The 20,337-nt window shown below is 72.5% G+C and carries 20 protein-coding genes; 15 read left to right on the top strand and 5 right to left on the bottom strand.

The window, feature by feature from the left end; all coding sequences use genetic code 11:
- Positions 1 to 68: 68 nt before the first annotated feature.
- The 10 genes from ABZU43_RS27715 (at position 69) to ABZU43_RS27760 (ending at position 11,097) form a co-directional block, all read left to right on the top strand.
- Positions 69 to 1,319, top strand: a complete 1,251-nt coding sequence (locus ABZU43_RS27715) for a DUF222 domain-containing protein (protein WP_355009375.1) — start codon at positions 69 to 71, stop codon at positions 1,317 to 1,319.
- 204 nt (positions 1,320 to 1,523) lie between these two features.
- Positions 1,524 to 1,778, top strand: coding sequence for a hypothetical protein (locus ABZU43_RS27720; RefSeq protein WP_355009376.1), 255 nt, complete (start codon positions 1,524 to 1,526; stop codon positions 1,776 to 1,778).
- 47 nt (positions 1,779 to 1,825) lie between these two features.
- Positions 1,826 to 2,470 carry a YdeI/OmpD-associated family protein gene (locus tag ABZU43_RS27725; RefSeq protein ID WP_355009377.1) on the top strand — a complete coding sequence of 215 codons (645 nt, stop codon included), beginning with the start codon at positions 1,826 to 1,828 and terminating at the stop codon, positions 2,468 to 2,470.
- Between the two features lie 31 nt (positions 2,471 to 2,501).
- Positions 2,502 to 2,981, top strand: a complete 480-nt coding sequence (locus ABZU43_RS27730; protein WP_355009378.1) for a DUF2975 domain-containing protein — start codon at positions 2,502 to 2,504, stop codon at positions 2,979 to 2,981.
- Complete coding sequence (locus ABZU43_RS27735; protein ID WP_030336216.1) at positions 2,981 to 3,196, top strand: helix-turn-helix transcriptional regulator; 216 nt, start codon at positions 2,981 to 2,983, stop codon at positions 3,194 to 3,196. The genes ABZU43_RS27730 and ABZU43_RS27735 overlap by 1 nt, the downstream gene beginning before the upstream one ends.
- Positions 3,193 to 3,357 carry a hypothetical protein gene (locus tag ABZU43_RS27740; RefSeq protein ID WP_355009379.1) on the top strand — a complete coding sequence of 55 codons (165 nt, stop codon included), beginning with the start codon at positions 3,193 to 3,195 and terminating at the stop codon, positions 3,355 to 3,357. Before ABZU43_RS27735 ends, ABZU43_RS27740 begins: the two co-directional genes overlap by 4 nt.
- Positions 3,358 to 3,472: 115 nt before the next feature.
- Entirely contained in the window at positions 3,473 to 6,658 is a 3,186-nt protein-coding gene (locus tag ABZU43_RS27745; protein WP_355009380.1) for an ABC transporter permease, read from the top strand.
- Complete coding sequence (locus ABZU43_RS27750; protein ID WP_355009381.1) at positions 6,655 to 9,363, top strand: FtsX-like permease family protein; 2,709 nt, start codon at positions 6,655 to 6,657, stop codon at positions 9,361 to 9,363. Before ABZU43_RS27745 ends, ABZU43_RS27750 begins: the two co-directional genes overlap by 4 nt.
- Position 9,364: 1 nt before the next feature.
- Entirely contained in the window at positions 9,365 to 10,360 is a 996-nt protein-coding gene (locus ABZU43_RS27755) for an ABC transporter ATP-binding protein (protein ID WP_355009382.1), read from the top strand.
- 11 nt (positions 10,361 to 10,371) lie between these two features.
- Positions 10,372 to 11,097: an ABC transporter ATP-binding protein gene (locus tag ABZU43_RS27760; protein WP_355009424.1), complete on the top strand. Its 726-nt coding sequence runs from the start codon at positions 10,372 to 10,374 to the stop codon at positions 11,095 to 11,097.
- A gap of 190 nt (positions 11,098 to 11,287) precedes the next feature.
- Here the strand turns inward: ABZU43_RS27760 and ABZU43_RS27765 are convergent, their stop codons facing one another.
- Both ABZU43_RS27765 and ABZU43_RS27770 read right to left on the bottom strand, forming a co-directional pair.
- Entirely contained in the window at positions 11,288 to 11,800 is a 513-nt protein-coding gene (locus ABZU43_RS27765; protein ID WP_355009383.1) for a hypothetical protein, read from the bottom strand.
- 63 nt (positions 11,801 to 11,863) lie between these two features.
- A complete protein-coding gene (locus tag ABZU43_RS27770) occupies positions 11,864 to 12,316 on the bottom strand; it encodes a GNAT family N-acetyltransferase (protein WP_355009384.1) in 453 nt (150 codons plus the stop codon).
- A gap of 74 nt (positions 12,317 to 12,390) precedes the next feature.
- Between ABZU43_RS27770 and ABZU43_RS27775 the strand changes: the two genes are divergently transcribed.
- Positions 12,391 to 12,903, top strand: a complete 513-nt coding sequence (locus ABZU43_RS27775) for a potassium channel family protein (protein WP_124858807.1) — start codon at positions 12,391 to 12,393, stop codon at positions 12,901 to 12,903.
- Here ABZU43_RS27775 and ABZU43_RS27780 read toward each other — a convergent pair.
- Together ABZU43_RS27780 and ABZU43_RS27785 are read right to left on the bottom strand one after the other, a co-directional pair.
- Complete coding sequence (locus ABZU43_RS27780; protein WP_355009425.1) at positions 12,830 to 14,401, bottom strand: alpha/beta hydrolase; 1,572 nt, start codon at positions 14,399 to 14,401, stop codon at positions 12,830 to 12,832. The genes ABZU43_RS27775 and ABZU43_RS27780 overlap by 74 nt on opposite strands.
- A gap of 59 nt (positions 14,402 to 14,460) precedes the next feature.
- Positions 14,461 to 15,576, bottom strand: a complete 1,116-nt coding sequence (locus ABZU43_RS27785) for an ATP-dependent DNA ligase (protein WP_355009385.1) — start codon at positions 15,574 to 15,576, stop codon at positions 14,461 to 14,463.
- 135 nt (positions 15,577 to 15,711) lie between these two features.
- Here ABZU43_RS27785 and ABZU43_RS27790 point away from each other — a divergent pair, with 135 nt between their 5' ends.
- The 3 genes from ABZU43_RS27790 (at position 15,712) to ABZU43_RS27800 (ending at position 17,125) form a co-directional block, all read left to right on the top strand.
- Positions 15,712 to 15,924 carry a hypothetical protein gene (locus ABZU43_RS27790; RefSeq protein WP_124858806.1) on the top strand — a complete coding sequence of 71 codons (213 nt, stop codon included), beginning with the start codon at positions 15,712 to 15,714 and terminating at the stop codon, positions 15,922 to 15,924.
- Positions 15,925 to 16,087: 163 nt separating this feature from the next.
- A complete protein-coding gene (locus ABZU43_RS27795) occupies positions 16,088 to 16,510 on the top strand; it encodes an SRPBCC family protein (RefSeq protein WP_355009386.1) in 423 nt (140 codons plus the stop codon).
- Positions 16,511 to 16,621: 111 nt separating this feature from the next.
- Positions 16,622 to 17,125 (top strand): DUF1990 domain-containing protein, encoded by a 504-nt coding sequence (locus ABZU43_RS27800; RefSeq protein WP_355009387.1) that lies wholly within the window; start codon positions 16,622 to 16,624, stop codon positions 17,123 to 17,125.
- Positions 17,126 to 17,146: 21 nt separating this feature from the next.
- Here ABZU43_RS27800 and ABZU43_RS27805 read toward each other — a convergent pair whose 3' ends face one another.
- Positions 17,147 to 18,067: a DNA-3-methyladenine glycosylase 2 family protein gene (locus ABZU43_RS27805; protein ID WP_355009388.1), complete on the bottom strand. Its 921-nt coding sequence runs from the start codon at positions 18,065 to 18,067 to the stop codon at positions 17,147 to 17,149.
- Between the two features lie 399 nt (positions 18,068 to 18,466).
- Here ABZU43_RS27805 and ABZU43_RS27810 point away from each other — a divergent pair, with 399 nt between their 5' ends.
- Positions 18,467 to 20,329 carry a stealth family protein gene (locus ABZU43_RS27810; RefSeq protein WP_355009389.1) on the top strand — a complete coding sequence of 621 codons (1,863 nt, stop codon included), beginning with the start codon at positions 18,467 to 18,469 and terminating at the stop codon, positions 20,327 to 20,329.
- Positions 20,330 to 20,337 lie beyond the last annotated feature (8 nt).

The following is a 20,337-nucleotide window of genomic DNA, read 5'->3' on the forward strand; positions in this document are numbered from 1 at the left end:
CCTGATTGGGTCGCCCAGGGCGCTCCGCGCGGCCGTTTTTTGTCGTACACCTGTTCTAGAGTTTGCTCGTGATCGATGAGTTGGCGCGGGCGGAGAATGCGGTGGCGAGCTGCGCCGACGCCGCTGCCTGGGCTCTCTCCGAGCGCGATCTGATCGCGGTGCTCGACGCCACCCACCGGCTGCAGCAGCGGCTGGCGGCGGTGCAGTTGGCGGCGGTCCGCGAGTTGGACGGTCGGGGCACCGCGGTCGCGCAGGGCGCGTCCTCGACGACCGCGTGGCTACGGCATCGCCTGCGACTCGACGTCTCGGCCGCGCGCCGGCTGGTCGGCCTTGCGGCCTCGGTCGACGTTGCCCCGCCCGGTGTGCGGGAGGCGCTGGCGAGCGCGGCGGTCAGCGTGGAGCAGGCCCGGGTCATCGCCGACACGGCCGCCACGGTGACGGCGTCGGCGGGTCCCGAGGTGGCCGAAAAGGCTGTCGGAGTGCTCGTCGAGTGGGCCAGGCAGTTCGACCCCACCCTGCTGCGTCGGCTGGGCGCCCGCATCCTCGACCACGTCGCCCCGGACCTCGCCGACGCCGCCGCTGCGGCGGCGCTGGCCGCCGAGGCCGCCCGAGCGGCGCGCGACCGGCACGTCACCATCTCCACCCAGACCGACGGCCGCCTGCGACTCAGCGGCACCCTCGACGCCGAGTCCGCCGCCCTGCTGCGCGCCGTCATCGACCCGCTGAGCGCACCCACCGACCCGGAAGACACCCGCTGCGCCGGGCAGCGTCGCCACGACGCCCTCGCCGACGTCTGCCGGCTCGCCCTGCGCACCGGTGAGCTGCCCGAGAACGGCGGTGACCCGGCCCAGATTGTCGTCACCACCGGCTATGACGGGTTGACCCGCCAGTTGGGCGCCGGCGCCCTCGACGTCGGTCTGCGGCTCACCCCCGACACGGTGCGCCGGCTCGCCTGTGACGCCGCCGTCCTACCCGCCGTGCTCGGCGGCGCCGGCCAGGTCCTCGACGTGGGCCGGCAACGCCGCCTGATCACGGGGCCGCTGCGGCGGGCACTGGTGTTGCGCGACGGCGGCTGCGCCTTCCCCGGCTGCGACCGGCCGGCGCGCTGGTGCGCCGCGCACCACATCCGGCACTGGGCCGACGGTGGCCCGACCAGCCTCGACAACGCCGTGCTGCTCTGCGGCCATCATCACCGGCACGTCCACCAGAGCGACTGGGTCGTCCGGCTCGGCGACGACGGGCACCCGGAATTCCTTCCACCGGCCTGGCTCGACCCCGACCAACTCCCGCGCCGCAATCACTACCATCGACGGACGTAGACCGATCAGACGTCGCATCGTCACCACCCACCACCCGGCCCCGGCCCCGGCCCGGTTCAGGCTTGCGCGCGACGGTTGATTTCCGCGCCTCGTCCATGCCCCGGCCCACCGGGAGATCAGTGGTGGCCGGCACGGCGGCGGGCCATCGCCGAGGCGTTGACCCCGGACGGCGTGGACTGCACGCCCGACGGGGCGAGGGACGGCGTGCTGCGGGTCGGCTCGCACACCACGGCGGTCGTCAGTGACTTCGGGTCCCGTGCGGGCCTGCTGTTGTCGCGGTTGACCGGGGTTCAACATCTTCGCCATCGTGCTCGCCGCCCTGACCTTCGTGGCGCTGCCGAGCCCGACGCGGGGCTCTTGGCCTCGATGATCGGGCTGGCGATGCTCCTCGTGAACCTGAGCGCGTACCTCGCCTTCCGGCGGAAGATCAACGACCCGGGGCGAAACCTGCGTGCCTGAGCTGGACAGCACCGCCGGCTGTCGGACCCGGGGGTTAGCCTGCCGGCATGACGAGCGCCGAGCTGGATGAGCTGATCGTCGCGGACGCCGACGCCCTGCGCGTGTGGTTGTCGGCCCACCACGCCACGTCGCCCGGCGTCTGGCTCGCGTTGACCAGGAAGGGTGGCACGGTCACGACGCTGACCTGGCAGCAGACGGTCGACGAGGGCCTGTGCTTCGGCTGGATCGACGGGCAGGCCCGCAAGCGGGATGAGGAGTCCTCCTGGATCCGGTTCACTCCGCGCCGGGCGCGCAGTTCCTGGTCCCAACGCAACGTGGCGAACGTGGCCCGGCTGGAGGAGCAGGGGCGGATGCAACCGTCGGGCCGCGCGGCGGTGGACGCCGCGAAGGCGGACGGGCGGTGGGCCGCCGCCTACGCCCCGCCGTCCGAGGCCGAGGTGCCGGCCGACCTGCTCGCTGCCATCGCCGCCGAGCCCGCCGCCCAGGCCATGCTCGACGTGCTCACCAAGGCCAACCGGTTCGCTCTCATTCATCGGCTCAACGCCGTCAAGCGCATCGAGACCCGCGAACGCAAGATCGGCGAGTTCGTCGCCATGCTGGCCCGGCACGAGACCTTCTACCCCCAGAAGGCCAGGCCGTCCGCCGGGCCGACGCTGCCGTCAGTCGGCGCGGGCCTCGAGGGAACCGATTGACTTTCGATAGGTAGCAAGCGAAACTCGATGCATGGTTACTGAGCATCGAGCGGTTGCCGCTCTCCGAGTCTTCCTCGTGGTGCTGTTCGGGGTCCTGGTGGTGTTCCAGACCCTCTCGCTGCCCGGGCAGTTCAGGTACATGGCCGAGCAGTCGCCGCAGGACGCCCACCTCAGGTGGCCGGCGACCGCCGTGACGGTCTTCTGGGTGCTCTGCGTCCAGGTGGTCATCGTCGCGACCTGGCAGCTGCTCAGCCTGGTCAAGAACGACCGCATCTTCACCGAGGCGTCCCTCAAGTGGGTGGACGCGATCGTCTGGGCCATCGCCGCCGCCTGGGTGGTGCTGGTGGCGGTCTTCCTCTGGGTCGGGTTCAACGCGGACGACCCCGGGGTGCCACTGCTGCTGTTCCTGCTGACGGTGGGCGTCACCGTGCTGGGGCTCCTCATGGTGGTCATGCGGGCGCTGCTGCGGCAGGCCACCACCCTGCGGACCGACATGGAAGCGGTGATCTGATGCCCATCGTCGTCCGCATCGACGTGGAGTTGGCCAAGCGAAAGATGAGCGTCGGAGAGTTCGCCGAGCGCGTCGGGCTCACCCCTGCCAACGTGGCGGTGCTGAAGAACGGCCGCGCCAAGGCGGTCCGCTTCAGCACCCTCGAAGCGATGTGTCGAGTGCTCGACTGCCAACCCGGAGACCTGCTGGAGTGGGTCGAGGAAGAAACCCCATGAGGTACGTCCTGATCGTCGGCGTCGTCCTCTCGGTAGCGCTCGGCATCACCGTCGTAGTGCTCGGCGGGGCCGACGACTCCCCGGGACTGCAGCTCATCGGCGTCGTGCTGGTGCTCTGCGCGGTGGTCTTCGGCATCCGCAACCGTCGAGGCCGCAACTAGCCGTCCCACCCGACAACTCTCTCCGTAATAACGATCATGTAACGGGCGCGAACCTTTCCCGGTAGGTGGCCTGTCTTGATGGTCGTCGGCCCACCAGGGCCAGGGGAGGCGTCGGATGAAGCTGGTGTGGAGGCGGGCCCGCGAGGCGCGAGGGTTGCTGGTCGCGGCGGTGATCGCTGCCCTCGTCGCCGTCGCGTTGGTCACTGGGCTGTCCGACTACAACCGTCGGGCGGTGGACGCCGGGCAGCGGGCACTGGTCGCCGCCTCACCCGCCGAGGAGCGCGGCCTTCTGGTCAGCGGCTCGGGTGGGCGGGACGCGGCCGAGTTCGCCACCCGGGACAAGGCGGTCCGAGCCGAGTTCGCCACCGGGCTCGGCGGCGTCCCGGTCAGTGTCACCGCCGCCCGTTACGGCACCGGCCGGGAACTGACCGGCGACCTCGGGCAGATCCCGCGTACGGCCGACGAACCGGTCTTCGCGAACCTGGCCACGTTCGCCGACCTCGCCGGCCACGCGGAGCTGACCAGCGGAGCCTGGCCCAGCCCCGGGGCGAACCCCGTGCAGGTGAGCCTGCCCGAGCGGGTCGCCGGCGCTCTCGGCCTGACCGTCGGCGAACGCGTCCCGGTGCGCGACCGGGCCACCGAACGACGCGGGGAGTTGGTGCTCGCCGGCACCTGGCGGCCCCGCGACCCGGCGGACGCGTACTGGCTGCTGGCCCCCGGTGTGGGGGCGGGCAGCGCCGGTTCCGGCACCTCGTACGGGCCGTTCACGCTCGACCCGGCCGACTTCGCGGCCATCTTCCCGGGCTCGGTGTCGGCGTCCTGGCTGGCCCAACCGGACCTCGGTGCCGTCGACACCGCCGACCTGCCCGCCGTTCGGAAAGCCCTCACCGAGGCGGTCACCGCAGTGCCCGAGGCCGCCCAACTGGGCAGCTCCGGGCAGACGGTGACCAAGATGCCGCAGCTGCTGGACCGGATCGGCCGCGCCGACCTGGTGGGTCGCTCGTCGCTGGCCACCCCGCTGCTGCTCATCCTGGTGCTCGCCGGGTACGCGCTGGTGCTGGTCGCCGCGCTGCTGCACGAGGACCGCCGCCCACAGACCGCGCTGCTGCGCGCCCGCGGCGCCGCCCGTAAGCAGTTGGCCGGCCTGGCCGCCCGCGAGGCGACCCTGGTGGTCGCCCCGGCCGCCGTGCTCGGTCCGCTGATCGCCGGTGAGGCGTTGCGGTACATCCGACCCGGCGGGTCGGGTGACCTCTACACCGCCGGCGGCAACACCACACTGGTCTGGGCGGCGGCAGCGGCCACCGCGGCCGGCTGCCTCGTCGCCATGGTCCTTCCGACGCTGCGCGGCGCCGGGACGTACGTCGCCGACATGGCGGCCCGATCCCGGCCGAACCGGGCCGCGAGCGTCCAACGCGCCAGCGTCGACCTGGTGCTCGTGGCGCTCGCCGTGCTCGCCTGGGTGCAGCTACGCCGGTACGCCTCCCCGCTGGCCGGCTCGGGTGGACAGCTCGGGCTCGACCCGCTGCTGGTCGCCGCCCCGACGCTCGGCGTGCTGGCCGGTGCCGTGCTGGCGTTGCGGGTGCTCCCGCCGCTCACCCGGTTCGCGGAGCGGTTCGTCGACCGACGTCCCTGGACCGCCACCATGTTCGGCATGTGGCAGGCCGGTCGGCGTCCGCACGCCGGCCCGGTGCTGCTGCTCGCCCTCGCCGTCGGCGGCAGCACTCTGGCCTGGTCGCTGATCAGCACCGGCGAGCGGTCCCAGGTCGAGCAGGCCGGCCACACGGTCGGCGCCGACCTCCGGGTGACCGAACGGACCGGGGGTGCCCCACCGACCCGGGTCGGTGAACTCGCCGCGCTGCCGAGCGTGGACCGGGTGCTGCCGGCGTGGCGGGACGAGATCCGGGTCGGACGGGAGAACCTGCCGGCGACAGTGATCGGTGTCGACCCGGCCAGCGCCCCGGGCGTCGTCCGGCTCGCCGACCGCCTCGGCGACGGATCGGCGGCGGAGCAGTACCGGAAGATGGTCGACGCGCGGGGAGAGCGCGCCGGCGTCGAACTGCCCGCCGGAGCGCGGGCGATCACCGGCACGGTCCGTACCCCGGTGAGCAGCGCCGCCCGGTCGGTGAAGGTCGCGGTGACGCTGCTGTTCACCACCCCCGACGGGCTCGCTTTGCGGCTGCCGGTGGCCAACGCCGACGGCGACGGCCGGGTCACCCCGTTCACCGCGCGACTGCCCGACATGGGCGGGGCGCGGCTGCGGCTGGCCGGCTTCGAGGCCGACGGTGGGTTGGCCGCCGGCAACTCCTACGAGCTCCAGGTGGACGGGCTGACGGTGGTCAAGGCCGACGGCACGAAGCAACCAGCCGAACTGGGCGGCGACTGGGTCGTGACCGCCCTCGGGCTGCAGCCCATGCCGGTACGGACCACCGGCGCCGGGTTCGCCGCAGCCCGCTCGGTCGACGTGATCCCCGGCGGGCAGTTCAGGTACCAGCCACCCACCCGGTTCACTGTCGTGCCGGGCGGAGACAACAAGCCCATACCGGTGTTGATGACCCCTGCGGTCCGCAACGCGCTGAGCCTGCGCATCGGCGACACCGTCGACCTGACCCTCTCCGGGGCGACGCTGCCGGTGCACCTGGTCGGCGAGCTGGACTCCGTACCGGCCACCACCGGCGAGGGCGTCCTGCTGGACCTGCCGGTCGCGGTCGACGCGATGATCCGGAGTAGCGGCGCGGTGCGACCCGTACCGGAGTGGTGGGTCGGCGCCAGCGACGCGAACGCCGCCGCCCAGGCGGCCAGAGCGCTACCCGGCGTCACGGTGCTCAACCGGGAGGCGGCCATCGAGGCGGCCGCCGACGACCCGTACTGGCGCGGCTCGCGTACCGGCATGCTCGCCGCCGCGCTCGGCGCGGTGCTCCTCGCCCTCGTCGGCCTGGTGGTGGACGTCTGGGCCACCGCCCGGCGTCGGCTCGGCGAGTTCGCGGTCCTGCACACCCTCGGCGCCACGCCCCGGCTGATGGCCCGGGCGCTGCTCGCCGAACAGACGTTCCTCGCCGGCATCGGCGTGGGCGTGGGGTTGTTACTCGGCACCGCGGTCAGCGCGACGATGGCCCCACTGGTCATCCTCACCCCGGCCGCCGGCCGGCCGACACCCCCGGCGGCGTTCGTGCTGCCCTGGGTGCCGATCGGCCTGACCGCTGTCGGTCTGCTGCTGGCGGCGCTCGCCTTCAGCGCGTTCATCGCCGCAGGCATCCGTCAGCGGGTGGCGGCGGTTCAGCTGCGAATCGGGGGAGAACGATGAGCGTCGGGGCGGCCGTCCGGCGGGTCCGGGCGTACGGGGGGCAGTTTCTCCTGCTGGCGGTGCTGACCCTGGTGGTCACGCTGCTGATCAGTGGAGTGCCCCGGCTGGTCAACCGGCTCGCCGAACAGGGGCTGCGAGCACAGCTCAACAGCGAGCCGGCCGCGCGCCGGGACATCTCGTACACCACCAGCCTGGAGCCCGCGACGTCGCGGCGGACGGCGATGGGCGACGCCGCCGAGCGGTTCGACGCCCTGGCCGCGGAGATGCCGCCGCCGGTGCGTTCGGCGGTGACCGAGCGGTGGTACAGCGTCGAGACCGCGCAGGCCCGCGTGGTCGGGCCGGACCTGGCGGCCCGCAACCTGCTGGTCGACATGGGCCTGCGGGCCATGCCCGACATTCAGGGAGCGAGCACCCTCGTCGAGGGGACCTGGCCGAGCGAGACGTACGTTCCCGACCGGCCGATCGAGGTGGCGCTCGACGTCGACGTGGCCGGCAAACTCAACCTGCGCGCCGGCAGCCAACTGCGCATCGGCGAAACCGACGAGAAGGGCAGGCTCGTCGACGGTGTCCCGTTGATGGTGGTCGGGCTGTTCCGCCCCGTCGACCGCGCGAACGGCATCTGGGACGGGCTCCCACAGCTACTGCGGATCATCGAACCGCAGGGTGATGGCCAGCCGTTCGTCATCGTCGGCGTCGTCGCGCAGTCGCCCTTCAACAAGCGGGCCGCGGAGGGCTGGGCGATCCAGTCCACCTGGCGGTACCGACTGGGCGTTGACCGGATCGACGCACGCGAGCTGGACCAGATGATCGACGGCCTGCAGGTGATGCAGCGCAACAAGCCGCCGGGGCTCAGCCTGACCCAGGGCGTCGACGTTCCGTTGCGCGCGTTCGCCGCCCAGATCAACGCCGTCCGGACACTGCTGGCGGTGATCGCGGCCGGCGTCCTGGCCACCCTGGCGGGGCTCATCGTGCTCGCGGCCAGTCTCGCCACCAGACGGCGTCGCTCGGAGTTCGCGTTGCTGCGTGCCCGTGGCGGCGGGGCCACCGCCGGTGCCCGGCGTAGCCTCGCCGAATCGGTGCTGGTGGTCCCGATCGCCGCGGTGCTGGGCTGGTGGCTGGGCACGCTGTTCCCCGGTGCCCCCGACCCGACCACGCCGTACCTTGTCGCGGCGACCGTGCTGGTGACACTCGCGCTGCCGGTGGCGACGCTGGCCGTACCGGCCGGCGCAGCGGCTCGTCGGGACCTGATCCGGGTGCGCCCGTCGGCCCGTCGACTCACCGCCGAGGTCTCCCTGCTGCTCCTGGCCGGGCTCGCGGCGGTGCTGCTGCGTCGGCGTGGCCTGACCCTCGGAGAGGTGGACCCGCTCCTGGTGTCGGTGCCGGTGCTCCTGGCGGTCGCGGCGGCGGTGCTGGCGCTGCGTGCGTACCCCTGGCCGTTGTTGCTGGTCAGCCGGCTTGCCGCGCGGACCCGGGGCAGCGTGGCCTTCCTCGGCACGGCCCGCGCCGGACGCTCGGCGGTCGCCGCCCCGCTCGTCGTGGTGGTGCTGGCGATCGGCACCGCGGCGTTCTGCGCGGTCGTGGCCGCGGGCGTCGACGCCAGCCGGGAACGGGCCGCCGAGCAGATCGTGCCCGCCGACGCGGTGATCCGCGGGGAGCGCTTCGCACCCGACACCGTCGACGAGCTGGGCCGCCTGCCGGGGGTCCGGGCCGTCACCCGGGTGCTGTACGAGGACGACGAGCGGTTCGCGTCCGACGAGGCCGGCACCGACGCCTTCATCGAGCAGACGGACGTGCTGCTGGTCGACGGCTCGGGGTTGGACACTGTGGCCCGCGAATCGCAGGTGGACGTGTCGGTTCCGGCCGCGCTGCGCACCGCCGCGCCCGGCCCGGGACCGCTGCCGGCGATCGTCTCACCGGCGGTCGCCGCCGACCTGGCCAAGGCCGGGCTGGCCGACTCGGCCTTCATCTCGGTGCAGGGCCAGCGGTACGGGTTCCGGGTGGCCGGCACCGCCGACGGTTTCCCGATGCTGGCGGCGAACACCGCCCGGTTCGTGATCCTGCCCTGGCAGGCCCTGCCGACGCGGAACACCACACCCGTGCCGACCAGCCTGCTGATCGCCGGGAACTCGCTGGACGCCGAGGCGCTACGCGTCGCCGGCGACCAGGGACAGGAGCGTTACCAGCGGGACGGCACGGTCACCGGTCGGGAACGGCTGATCGGGGTCACCGTCGACACCCGGGCCGACGTACGCCGGGACCTTGGCGAGGGCGGCGCGAACGGGGTGCTGGCCTTCGGCTTCGTGGCCGGGGCCGTCGGCGGCACCGTGCTCGGGCTGTTGGCCATCGCGTTCACAGTGCTGGCCGGAGCGCGCGCCCGGGGTCAGGTGCTGTCCCGACTGCGTACCCTCGGCCTGTCCCGCCGGCAGTGGCGTGGGCTGCTGCTTGTCGAGTTGACCCCGCTGGTAGCGGTGTCGGTGCTGACCGGCGCGCTGGTCGGTGCGGTGCTGCCCCTGCTGCTCAACCCGGTGCTCGGCCTGTCCGCGTTCACCAGTGGTGTGCCGGTCCGGGTGGCTTTCGAGCCCAGCCTGGTCGCCGCGGTGCTCGCGCTCGGGGCGGTCGCCCTCGGCTTCGCGGTCGCCGTCGAGGCCCTGAACAACCGCCGGTTGCGCCTCGGAGAGGTGCTTCGGCTCGGAGAGGAGAGCTGAGATGACCGCTACCGCCCAGACTCCACTGGTGCCTGACCTGGCCGCCCTGCAACAGCGGGCTGCGCTTCGCGCCGCCGAGCGGGCCGGCGGGCAGGACCGCCTTCGCGGGCACATCGTCTGCGACGGCCTGGTGCGCATCTTCAAGACCGAGGGGGTGGAGGTGGTCGCCCTGCAGGGGCTCGACCTGGTCATCGACCGGGGCGAGCTGGTGGCGATCGTCGGTGCCTCCGGTTCGGGCAAGTCGACGCTGCTCAACATCCTCTCCGGCCTGGACACCCCGACCGCCGGCATCGCCCGGGTGGCCGACTACGACCTGCTCTCGCTCTCGGCGAAGCGACGGCTGAGTTATCGCCGGCAGCTGGTCGGGTTCGTCTGGCAGCAGACCGGCCGCAACCTGCTGCCGTACCTCAACGCGCTGGAGAACGTCGAGCTGCCGATGCAGTTGGCCGGCAAACGCAGCAGCAAGGCCCGCCGGGAGCGGGCCCGGGAACTGCTCGACCTGGTCGGTGTGGGCTACTGCGCCGACCGGCGCCCCGGGCAGCTCAGCGGTGGCGAGCAGCAGCGGGTCGCGGTGGCGGTGGCGGTGGCCAACGACCCGGAGGTGCTCTTCGCCGACGAGCCGACCGGTGAGCTGGACGAGGCGACCGGCGCGGAGGTCTTCGCGGCGCTGCGCACCATCAACGCGGAACTGGGCGTGACCATCGTGGTCGTCACCCACGACCACGCCGTGGCCACGCAGGTCCGTCGGACCGTCGCGATCCGCGACGGCCGGACCGCCTCCGAGGTACGCCGGACCGCGCGGATCGACGCGGACGGCAACACCGAGCTGGTCAGCGAGGAGTACGCGGTGCTGGACCGCAACGGTCGGATGCAGTTGCCGGCGGCGTTCGTCGACGCGCTCTCGCTGAAGGAGCGGGTCCGGCTCGACCTGGAGCCGGACCATGTGCAGGTACGGCCCGGCGACCGGGCCTCGGACGAGCGGGGGGCCCGGGCATGAGCCGGCAGAACATGGTGGTGACCGGCGCGGCCGGGTTCGGCGGTGCGCCCGGGGCGCACCCCGACGAGGTGGTCCGGGTCAGTGGGGTGAGCCGGACCTTCGGCCGGGGCGAGCACGCCGTGCACGCCGTGCGGGACGTGTCGTTCAGCGCCAACCGGGGCGAGCTGGTCGCCATCCGGGGTCGGTCCGGGGCCGGCAAGACCACGCTCCTGAACCTGATCGGCGGGCTGGACCGACCGGACAGCGGCCAGGTGGTGGTGGCCGGGCACGAGGTGACCTCCGCCGGGGAGGCGGAGCTGCTGCGGCTGCGCCGGGGCACCGTCGGGTTCGTGTTCCAGACCTTCGGGCTGGTGCCGATCCTCTCCGCCGCCGAGAACGTGGGAGTGCCGTTGCGGCTGGCCCAGGTGCCGGCCGCGGAGCGGGAGGAGCGCGTCGCGGTGCTGCTGGAGCTGGTCGGCCTGGGTGGGCACGCCGCGCAGCGCCCGTACGAACTCTCCGGCGGGCAGCAGCAGCGGGTCGCGGTGGCCCGCGCGTTGGCCAACGAGCCGGACCTGCTCATCGCCGACGAGCCCACCGGTCAGCTCGACTCGGAGACCGGCCGGTCCATCATGGACCTGCTGCGCGCGGTGGTGCACGCCCGCGGCATGACGGCCCTGGTGGCCACGCACGACCCGGCCCTGATCGACCTCGCCGACCGGGTGCTCGTCCTCCGCGACGGCCGCCTGGTCGACGGCTGACGGCCATCGAACTGCTGTCCGACGCTGTCCCACGCCTCCCGCGTGCGGCGGTTGGGCGGCGGGTGGCTGGGCGGCGGGTGGTGGTCCGCCTTTGCTGTGGAGCTGATGTCGTCAACGAATCGCCGGACGGTGACTCGTCCACGACATCAGCTCCACAGCCTTCGTACGGCTGTAGGGCGAGGGAGTTCCCCTACTGCGTCTGGTCGGGCCGGTCGTGCTCGAGCCGGTCGTCTCTGGGTTGGTCGGTGCGCTTCTGGCGGTCAGGAAGGGACCCGGCGAGCGGGATCAGCAGATAGCCCAGCAGGGCGAGGAGAAGACCAGCGCCCGGCCCGGTCGAGATCAACTCGTGTTTGACGTAGGGGTCCGCGGCCTCGAAATACCAGTACGCCCCGGTGAGGCTGCCGCAGGCGAGCACGTTGGAGATGAGCATTCCCAGGCTGGCCTGCCGCCAGACCCAGCGGGCCGGGCCGGTGTTGGCGAGCGACAGCACCGCGAACACGGCGGCGGTCACCGCGAACGGTAGCGCCCAGGCGAGCACCTTCCAACCCGGAGTGGTGTCCGTCCGGTCCAGGTGGACGCTACGCCAGGCGGGCAGCCAGAACGCGACGACGACCAGGAGGACGCCGACCGCCAACAGCGCCGAGCCAGTCCGGCGCCATGACGGGCGCGACGGTGCGGCGCCGGGCATCGTCGGCCTGCTCATGGCGGCGAACGTAACCCGGTCGGGGCGATTTCCACTGCCCCGCCGGGTGAACGCGACGCCGGGTCAGAGCGCGAGCTTCATGCCCTCGTGGCTGGCCACGAAGCCGAGGCCCAGGTAGAAGCGGTGCGCGTCCTCGCGGGTCTTGTCGGTGGTGAGTTGCACCAGCGCGCAGCCACGCTCGCGAGCCTGGTCGACCGCCCAGGTCATCAGCTGCCGGCCCAGCCCCTGGCCACGCCGGTCGGAGCGGACCCGGACCGACTCGATCAGCGAGCGCTCGCTGCCGTGCCGGCCCAGGCCGGGGATGTAGGTGATCTGGAGGCAGCCGACCAGTTCGCCGGCCTGCTCGGCCACGATCAGCTGGTTGCGCGGGTCCGCGTCGATGGCCGCGAACGCCCTCTCGTACGCCTCGTCGACCTCGGTGAAGTCGCGCGCCTTGCCCAGGACGTCGTCGGCGAGCAGGGCGATGACGGCGGGCAGGTCGGCCCGGACCGCCTCCCGGTAGATCACGTCGCTCATGTTGGCGATCCTGGCACAGCGAAACCGGCGAATGGGTCTGTGCCGGTTGCGGACGACGGGCAGCATGGGGCGGCATGGAGCTAGTGCTACTGCCGTTCCGCTGGATATACCGGGCGTTGGTGTGGTTCGCGAACTCGCCCCGCACGCTGATCACCTCGTACCTGTTGATGATCGTGGTGGCCGGGGTCATCTACGGGGAGGTCGAGCAGCGCAGCCCGGCCGATGCCGTCTGGTGGGCGGTGGTGACCGCCTCCACCGTCGGATACGGCGACATCTCGCCGACCACCTGGGCGGGCCGCACACTGGCCGCGCTGCTCATCTCGACCATGGTGCTGCTGGTCATCCCGCTGATCACCGCGCACTTCGCGAGCCGGCTCATCGTCGACGACAACGCCTTCGAGCATGAGGAGCAGGAGCAGCTCAAAGCCGACGTGCGCCGGATGCGGGCGCTGCTGGAGGAGTTGGCCACCCGGCAGGGGATCAATCTGCCCCCACTGCCGCCGACCCAGCCTGTCAGCGGGCCGGGCAGCGCTGCCCCTCCGGTGGCACGGTCAGGTCGATCAGGTAGGCGTCGACCGCGTTGGTGATGCAGGACGTCTGCGGGTAGGCGGTGTGCCCCTCGCCCTCCCAGGTCAGTACCCGACCCACACCCAGCATCGACGCGAGCCGTGGGGTCTGCTCGTACGGCGTCGCCGGGTCGCCGGTGGTGCCGACCACCACGATCGGCGGTGCGCCGTTCGCCTTTCCGGTCGGGTAGGGGTCACGCCCGCCCGGCCATTCGACGCAGCTCAGCATGCCGACCGCCAACGCCGGCCCGAACAGCGGGTATTTTCCGCGCCACTCGGACTGCAACTGCCGGATCTGCTGCCGGCTCGGCTTCTCCGTCTCGTCGGCGCAGTTGATGGCCAGGTTGGCGTCGAACAGGTTCGAGTAGTGCCCGTTGTCCTCCCGGCCGGCGTACGCGTCGGCGAGTCGGAACACGTCCTTCGGGTCGCCCTCGGCGAGCTTGTCGATCGCCTGGGCCAGCTCCTGCCAGCCGGATTCGGTGTAGAGCGAGGAGATGACGGCGTAGAACACCCAGCCGGCGGTGGCCTCCCGCCCGTCGTCGCCGCGTACCGGGGAGACCTTGGCCTTGTCGATGGCCGACGTGACGGCGGCGCGGGCGTCCGGGGCGATCGGGCAGCGGCCCGCGTTCGCCGCGCACCAGCGGGTGAAGTTGGTGAAGGCCCGTTCGAAGCCGCGGGCCTGGCTCTCCGAGCCCTCGACCAGCCGCTGCTGCGGGTCGACAGCGCCGTCGAGCACCAGCGCCCGCACCCGCTGCGGGTAGAGCTGGGCGTATGTGGCACCGAGCAGGGTGCCGTACGAGTAGCCCAGGTAGGTGAGCTTGTCGTCGCCCACGGCGGCGCGTACCGCGTCCATGTCGCGGGCGGCCTGTTCGGTGCCGTACAGCGGCAACTGGTCGCCGTAGCGGTCTCCGCAGCCGCGCCCGATCCGCTGGCTCAGACCGACGAAGCCGTCGAATGCCGACTGGCTCGCCGGGTCCGGGTCGAAGCCGAAGCTGGCGTCCAGGTCGGCGTCGGAGATGCACTTCACCGGGCTGGAGCGGGAGACCCCGCGCGGGTCGAAGCCGACGATGTCGAAGCGCTCGGTGATCGAGGCGGGCAGCCCGCCGAACTGGGAGCCGAAGGAGAGGTAGACGGCGGTGTCGACACCGGAACCGCCCGGGCCGCCCGGGTTGATCACCAAGGAGCCCAACCGGTCGCGCTGCTTGGTGGACCGGGCGCGCAGCAGGGCGATCTCGAAGGTCTGCCCGGCGCCCGGGCCCGCGCTCGCCCCGTTGCCGGTGCCCCAGTCACGGGGCACCTGAATCCGGGTGCACTCGTAGCGCATGTTCGGTGCGCTCCGCCCGACCAACTCGTCGGGCACCTCTGGGCAGGGCCGCCAGTTCGGCGAGCTGCCGGTCGGGGCGGCCGAGCCCTCCACCTCGGTGCGCGGCGCGAACGCCGGCAGCGTGCAACCGGCGGTGAGCAGCGCGGCGACGACGAAGGCGGCCAGAGTGCGACGGCCCCGGCGGCTGGACGCCATCCGAGGCTGGTCGGCGGTGCGGATCACGTGGTCCTCCGGAGTCGGGTCAACGGGCCAGGCTACGCCGAGCCGGTGGCGGCTCGGTCCACGGTGGCCGTCGGGTCGCCGCGCAGCACCTGGTCCACGTCGAAGCGGATCGGCCGGTCGAGCTGGTCGTAGCGACAGGATCGGGGGTCGCGGTCCGGGCGCCACCGAACGAACTGCGCGGTGTGCCGGAACCGTTCGCCCTCCATGGCGTCGTAGCCCACCTCGACCACCAGCTCGGGGCGCACCGGCTCCCACTCCAGGTTCTTCGTGCCGGTCCACCGGCTGACCCCACCGGGGATGCGTTGGCCACGCTCGTGGTCGCCGTGCACCCACGGGTGTTCACCGGCGATGTCCCGATAGGGCGCCAGCTCGTCGAGTAACTCGGCGCGGCGGGCCATGCTGAACGACGCGCTCACGCCCACGTGGTGCAGGACCCCGGCGTCGTCGTACAGGCCGAGCAGCAGCGAGCCCACCACCGGGCCGGACTTGTGCCAGCGGAAGCCGGCCACCACCGCGTCCGCGGTGCGGGCGTGTTTGACCTTGAACATCAGTCGCTTGCCCGGCTCGTACGGCAGGTCGGCCGGCTTGACGATCAAACCGTCCAGCCCGGCGCCCTCGAAGACGTCGAACCAGCGCCGCGCGGTGTCCGGGTCGGTGGTGACCTGGGTGACGTGCACCGGCGGGCGCACCCCGGCCAGCGCCTCGACCAGCCGCTCCCGACGGCGCGGGTAGGGCTGGTCGAGCAGTGCCTCGTCACCGATCGCCAGCAGGTCGAACGCGACGAAGTCGGCCGGGGTGGTCTCGGCCAGCATCTTCACCCGGGACGCGGCCGGGTGGACGCGCTGGGCCAGCAGCTCGAAATCCAGCCGGGGCTGGCCGCTCGGCCCATCGCGCCGAATCACGATCAACTCCCCGTCGACAGCGCACCGCGGCGGCAGCTGCCGGCGGGCCTGCTCGACCACCTCGGGGAAGTAGCGGGTCATCGACTTGCCGCCCCGGCTGGACAGCTCGACCTCGTCGCCGTCGCGGAACACGATGCACCGGAACCCGTCCCACTTGGGCTCGTAGGTCACCCCGGGCGTGGTGGGCAGCTTGGGAACACTCTTGGCCAGCATCGGCTCGACCGGTGGGTTGATCGGCAGGTCCACGCCGACCAGTCAATCAGACGGTGCCGACAGTCGTGAGGCAGATCACGGTGCACAGCGGGGCGGCGTGTCCCCCCGCGCGCCGCTCGTCCCGACCGGGCGAATCGAATAGCCCCAGGTCAGAGCTACTTTCGCGAGGTGTCCGAGTGGGTCTGTGACTGCTGCGGGCGGTGGCGGGTGAGCGTCGAGCTGATCCGGGGCCGCTACCGCTTCCGGCTGACCCGCCGCTATCCGGAGCGGTTCGGCGGCGGCCGCAACGTGCTCGGCGAGGTGGGTTCGGTGCCGGAGCTGGAGGAGCTGTTGCGGCGGCGTACCCCGCTCACCCTGGCCGACCTGCGCGAGGCCGCCTGATCCGCGCGGCGGCGGCGCGCGGCCAGGAACTGCCGGTTGCCGGCCCGGGTCCCTCCTCCACTGAGGAGGGACGGACGGCGGTGAACCGCGCTGTCACAATGCTCCCGGCGGCCTCGTCTGCACCCGTGGCGGTGCCGAGCGGCGCCGCCGGGGAGGGGACACCATGCGGTTCGAGGCCGATACCGAGATCGCCGCGGACGCCGAGCAGGTCTGGGCGGTGCTTGTCGACGTGCCCCGCTGGCCCGAGTGGACGGACTCGGTGACCCGGGCCGAGCGGGGCGAGCCGGGGCCGCTGACCGTCGGCGCTACCGCACGACTGACCCAGCCGAAGCTGCGGCCGGCCCTCTGGCGGGTCACCGAGCTGACCGAGCGGCGGGAGTTCGTCTGGGTCTCCGACGCGCCGGGTGTCCGAACCACGGCAGAACACCGGCTGCTGCCGCTGCCCGACGGGCGTACCCGCGTCGAGCTGGCCTTCAGCCAGTCCGGCCCGCTGGCCGGCCTGATCGGCCGGCTGTACGGCGGGCTGTTCCGTCGCTACGTGCGGATGGAGGCCGACGGGCTCAGGCGTCGCTGCGAGCGGGGCTGACGGCTGGCTTCTCCAGCACCGCCAACGGGATGCCGCCGTTGCCATCGACGGGCGGCCCGACCGCACCGGCCGTACCCTGACCGGTGTCCGGTCGAGGTCGAGGGGGCAACGGTGGCCGAGTTGACGTACCCGGAGGTGGGGTCGACCCGGCACGGGCCGTTGCCCGGCGGGTACCACCACCTGCGCCACCGGTATCCGTTGCCCGGCGGCTGCTTCGAGACCGCCGCCGACGCGGTGTTGAGCTGGCGGCTGCACCGCGCCGCCGGCGTCCGGATCCGCACCGACGCGCCGCGGGCCACCACCGGTGTGCTGGTGGCCTCCGGCCTCGGCGTCGGCCCGGCCCGCCTCTGGGGGCCGTGCCAGGTGGTCTGGAGCGTGGACTCACCAACGCTCGCCGGTTTCGGTTACGGCACTCTGCCCGGGCATCCGGAGCGGGGTGAGGAGGCGTTCGAGGTCGTCCGCGACGACGCCGGCGCGGTCTGGTTCGAGGTCCGCGCGTTCAGCCTTGCGGACCGCTGGTTCACCCGCGCCGGCGGCCCGGCGGTGAGGGCCGTGCAGCACACGTACGCCTGGTGGCTCGGCCGTACCCTGCGTCGGCTGTGCGAGGGTCGCTGAACACCCTCGCGCCGCAGCGACTCAGAACCGGGCGAACGAGCGGATCGGGGCGCGCGGGCCGTACTTCGGTGCCCGGATGCCGGCCGCCTCCAGCAGCAGACACACCCGGCCCCGGTGACCTCGGAACGGCTCCAGCAGGGCCATCATCCGGGCGTCGTCGCCCCTCGGTTCGCCGGCGAGCGCCCAGGCGACCGTGTTCGGGATGTGGTAGTCGCCGACGCTGACCGCGTCCGGGTCGCCGTACGCGATCCGGACCACCTCCGCTGCCGTCCACGGCCCGATGCCGGGGATCGCGGTCAGTCGGCGGGTGGCGTCGGCTGCGTCGGTGCTGCGCTCCAGGCGGTCGGCGAGCGCGGCGGCGCGACGGAGCGTGTCGGCTCGGCGCTGCTCCACCCCGAACGGGTGGAACACCCAGTACGGGGCCGCGGCGACGGTGGCTGCCTCGGGCGGCAGGAGCAGCGGCTGCAACGGGCCGGGAGCCGGCTCCCGGAAGTGCCGCACCATCGCCGAGTACGCCCGGTAGGCCTCCTTGCCGGTGACCTTCTGCTCGAAGACCGCGCGCAGCAGTCGGGGGAAGACCTCCCCGGTGGCGGGCATCCGCAGCCCCCGGTGCTCCCGGGCCAGTCGGGCGACCAGCGGGTGCGCCGCGGCCAGTTCGGTGAAGCCGGTCAGGTCGTCGCGCAGCCCGGCGATCGCGTCGGCGCGGGCGAGGACGTGCTCGGCGCCGGGCCCGTACCCCTCCGCGAGCAACTCGCCACCGGCCGGCCGCAGCGCGAGCGTGGCCGGACCGTCCGGGGTGCGGGTGGCCCACCAGAAGGTGCCGGCCGCCACCCGGGCGCACGGGTCGTACGGGCTGAAGGTGAGGGCCCGGACCGAGGCGATCAGCCGGTAGCCGACCGGTGGGTGCAGCACCCTGGTCGCGGCGGGTCCGGTCTCGGTCACCCCGCTACTCTGCCAGGTCACGGTGCGGGCTCGCGAGCGGCCGTATCGGTTCCGCCCGCGGTTGAGGAGCTTCGCGGGGGTACGTTCGTCCGACCTTCCCGGTGTGGTTGATCACCCGAACGGCCAGGATTATCTTGGCGAACCCTCGCATACCGCCCTTATGCCATTTTCGGCGGTGGGTCAGGTATCGATCATGTGGTTGTTTGATGGCCTGCAGGTAAACGAGTGCCTCGGGCACCTGCGCAGTGTCAACGGGGGATCTGTGGAAGGGCATGCAGTGATGGCTGCGCGAGTCTGTGTCGAATCATCGCGAGTGGGATTTCACCCCGCTACCCGTCCGCAGGGCTGACGGGTGCCCGCTGACGAGGCGGCCGTCCCGAGCGGACGGCGGCCCAGCGCATGATCGCTCTGAAGATCTATCGACTCCTACCGTCGTCGGCACGGCGACGGCTGCTGGGTCTGCTGCCCGCACACCGGCGGATCGGCCTGGTGCAGACGCTCTCCCGCCCGCGCGGCAGCGACACAGTGCATCACCTCGGCGCCCGGGTGGCAGTGACCGACGGCGGCGTTCGGACCCGGGCCGAGGTCGTCGCCACGGCGACCCCGTTGCAGCAGTGGCACCGCAACCTCACCGCCGTCACCACGGCGCTGCACGCCGCCGGCATCGAATACCACTGCATTCGTAACGACGACCACCTGCGCAGCACCGTCGCGGTCCTCGACGACCAGCGGACGGCGGTACGACGCCTGATCCGCTCCGCGCCGGAACTGTCGGGCGCGGACGTCCGGGTGGTGCAGGTCCAGCCCCGTCGCGATCAACCGGACGGCGCCCCGACCGAGGTGATCCAGGTCTGCTTCCCGGTCACCGATGCCCGCGCCGGAGTCGTCCTCGGCGCCCAGTTCGCGTGCGAGATCGAGTTCTGGAGCCGGCACGGTGACATGGTCCGCGCTCCCCGGCGCAACGGGGTCGTCGACGAGGCCCCCGCCCAGGCACAGCCGGTCCGGGTGGCGGCGGCGCTGCTGAGCCACTTCGTGCCCGAAGCCGACGACCACACCTACGGCACCCGCCGGGATCTGGCCGTCCGGGCGCCGGACCGGATCGGCTTTCCGATCGACGCCGTCTACACCTGGGTGGACGGCTCCGACCCGCAGTGGCTCAAGCGCAAGTCGATGGCGCTCGGCACCCCCGGCGGCCCGTTGCACGCGGTCGCGGCCAACTCCTCGCGTTACCACAACCGCGACGAGCTGCGGTACTCGATGCGGTCGCTGCACAGCTTCGCGCCCTGGCTGCGGCGGATCTTCCTGATCACCGACAGCCAACTGCCGAGCTGGCTCGACCCGAGCCATCCGATGATCACGGTCATCTCGCACGCCGACCTCTTCGCCGACCTCGGTGGCCGGTCGTCGTACAACTCGCACGCCATCGAGTCCCGACTGCACCGCATCGACGGACTGGCCGAACACTTCCTCTACCTCAACGACGACGTGTTCATCGGTCGTCCGCTGCTGCCGAACCACTTCTTCCACGCCAACGGGATCGCGAAGTTCTTCCCCTCGCCAGCCCAGTTCGGCCTGGGGGAGGCGAAGCCGGAGGACCCGCCGGTGAAGGCCGCCGGAAAGAACAACCGTCGGCACATCCAACGGCAGTTCGGCGTGACCATCACGCAGAAGATGAAGCACACCCCGTTCGCCCTTCGCCGCAGCATCATGCAGCAGATCGAGGGCACACTTCCGGACGAGGTGGAGGCCACCGCACGGCACCGGTTCCGGCACCACGGCGACCTGTCCATCCCGTCGTCGCTGCACCAGTACTGGGCGTTCCTGACCGCGCAGGCCGTCCCCGGCGACATCGAGTACGAGTACGCCGACCTGGGTCACCCCTCGACCCCCGCCCGGCTGGCCGAGCTGCTGGCTCGTCGCAACCGCGACGTGTTCTGCCTCAACGACACCGACTCCGACCCGCTGTCGTTCGCCGAGCAGGAGCGGATGCTGGCCGACTTCCTGCCGCGCTACCTGCCCTTCCCCGCCCCGTTCGAGCTGCCGGACGACGTGGTGGCTGAGCGGCGGAGCGTAGGTGCCGGGGAGCTGTGGCGGCGTTCGTACCGCCCGGTGCTGGATGCCCGTCGACGCGCCCCGGTCGACGCGCCCACCATGCCCAACAACATGCTCAACACTGTCAGCGACTTCAAAGCCGTCCTCGACTCGAGAGAGCGGCCGGGCCGGCGACAAGCCGATCCAACTGGGGAGCGCCATGACGTCTGACCGCCGTC

The organism is Micromonospora sp. NPDC005205, from assembly GCF_040608275.1.
GTDB lineage: Bacteria > Actinomycetota > Actinomycetes > Mycobacteriales > Micromonosporaceae > Micromonospora.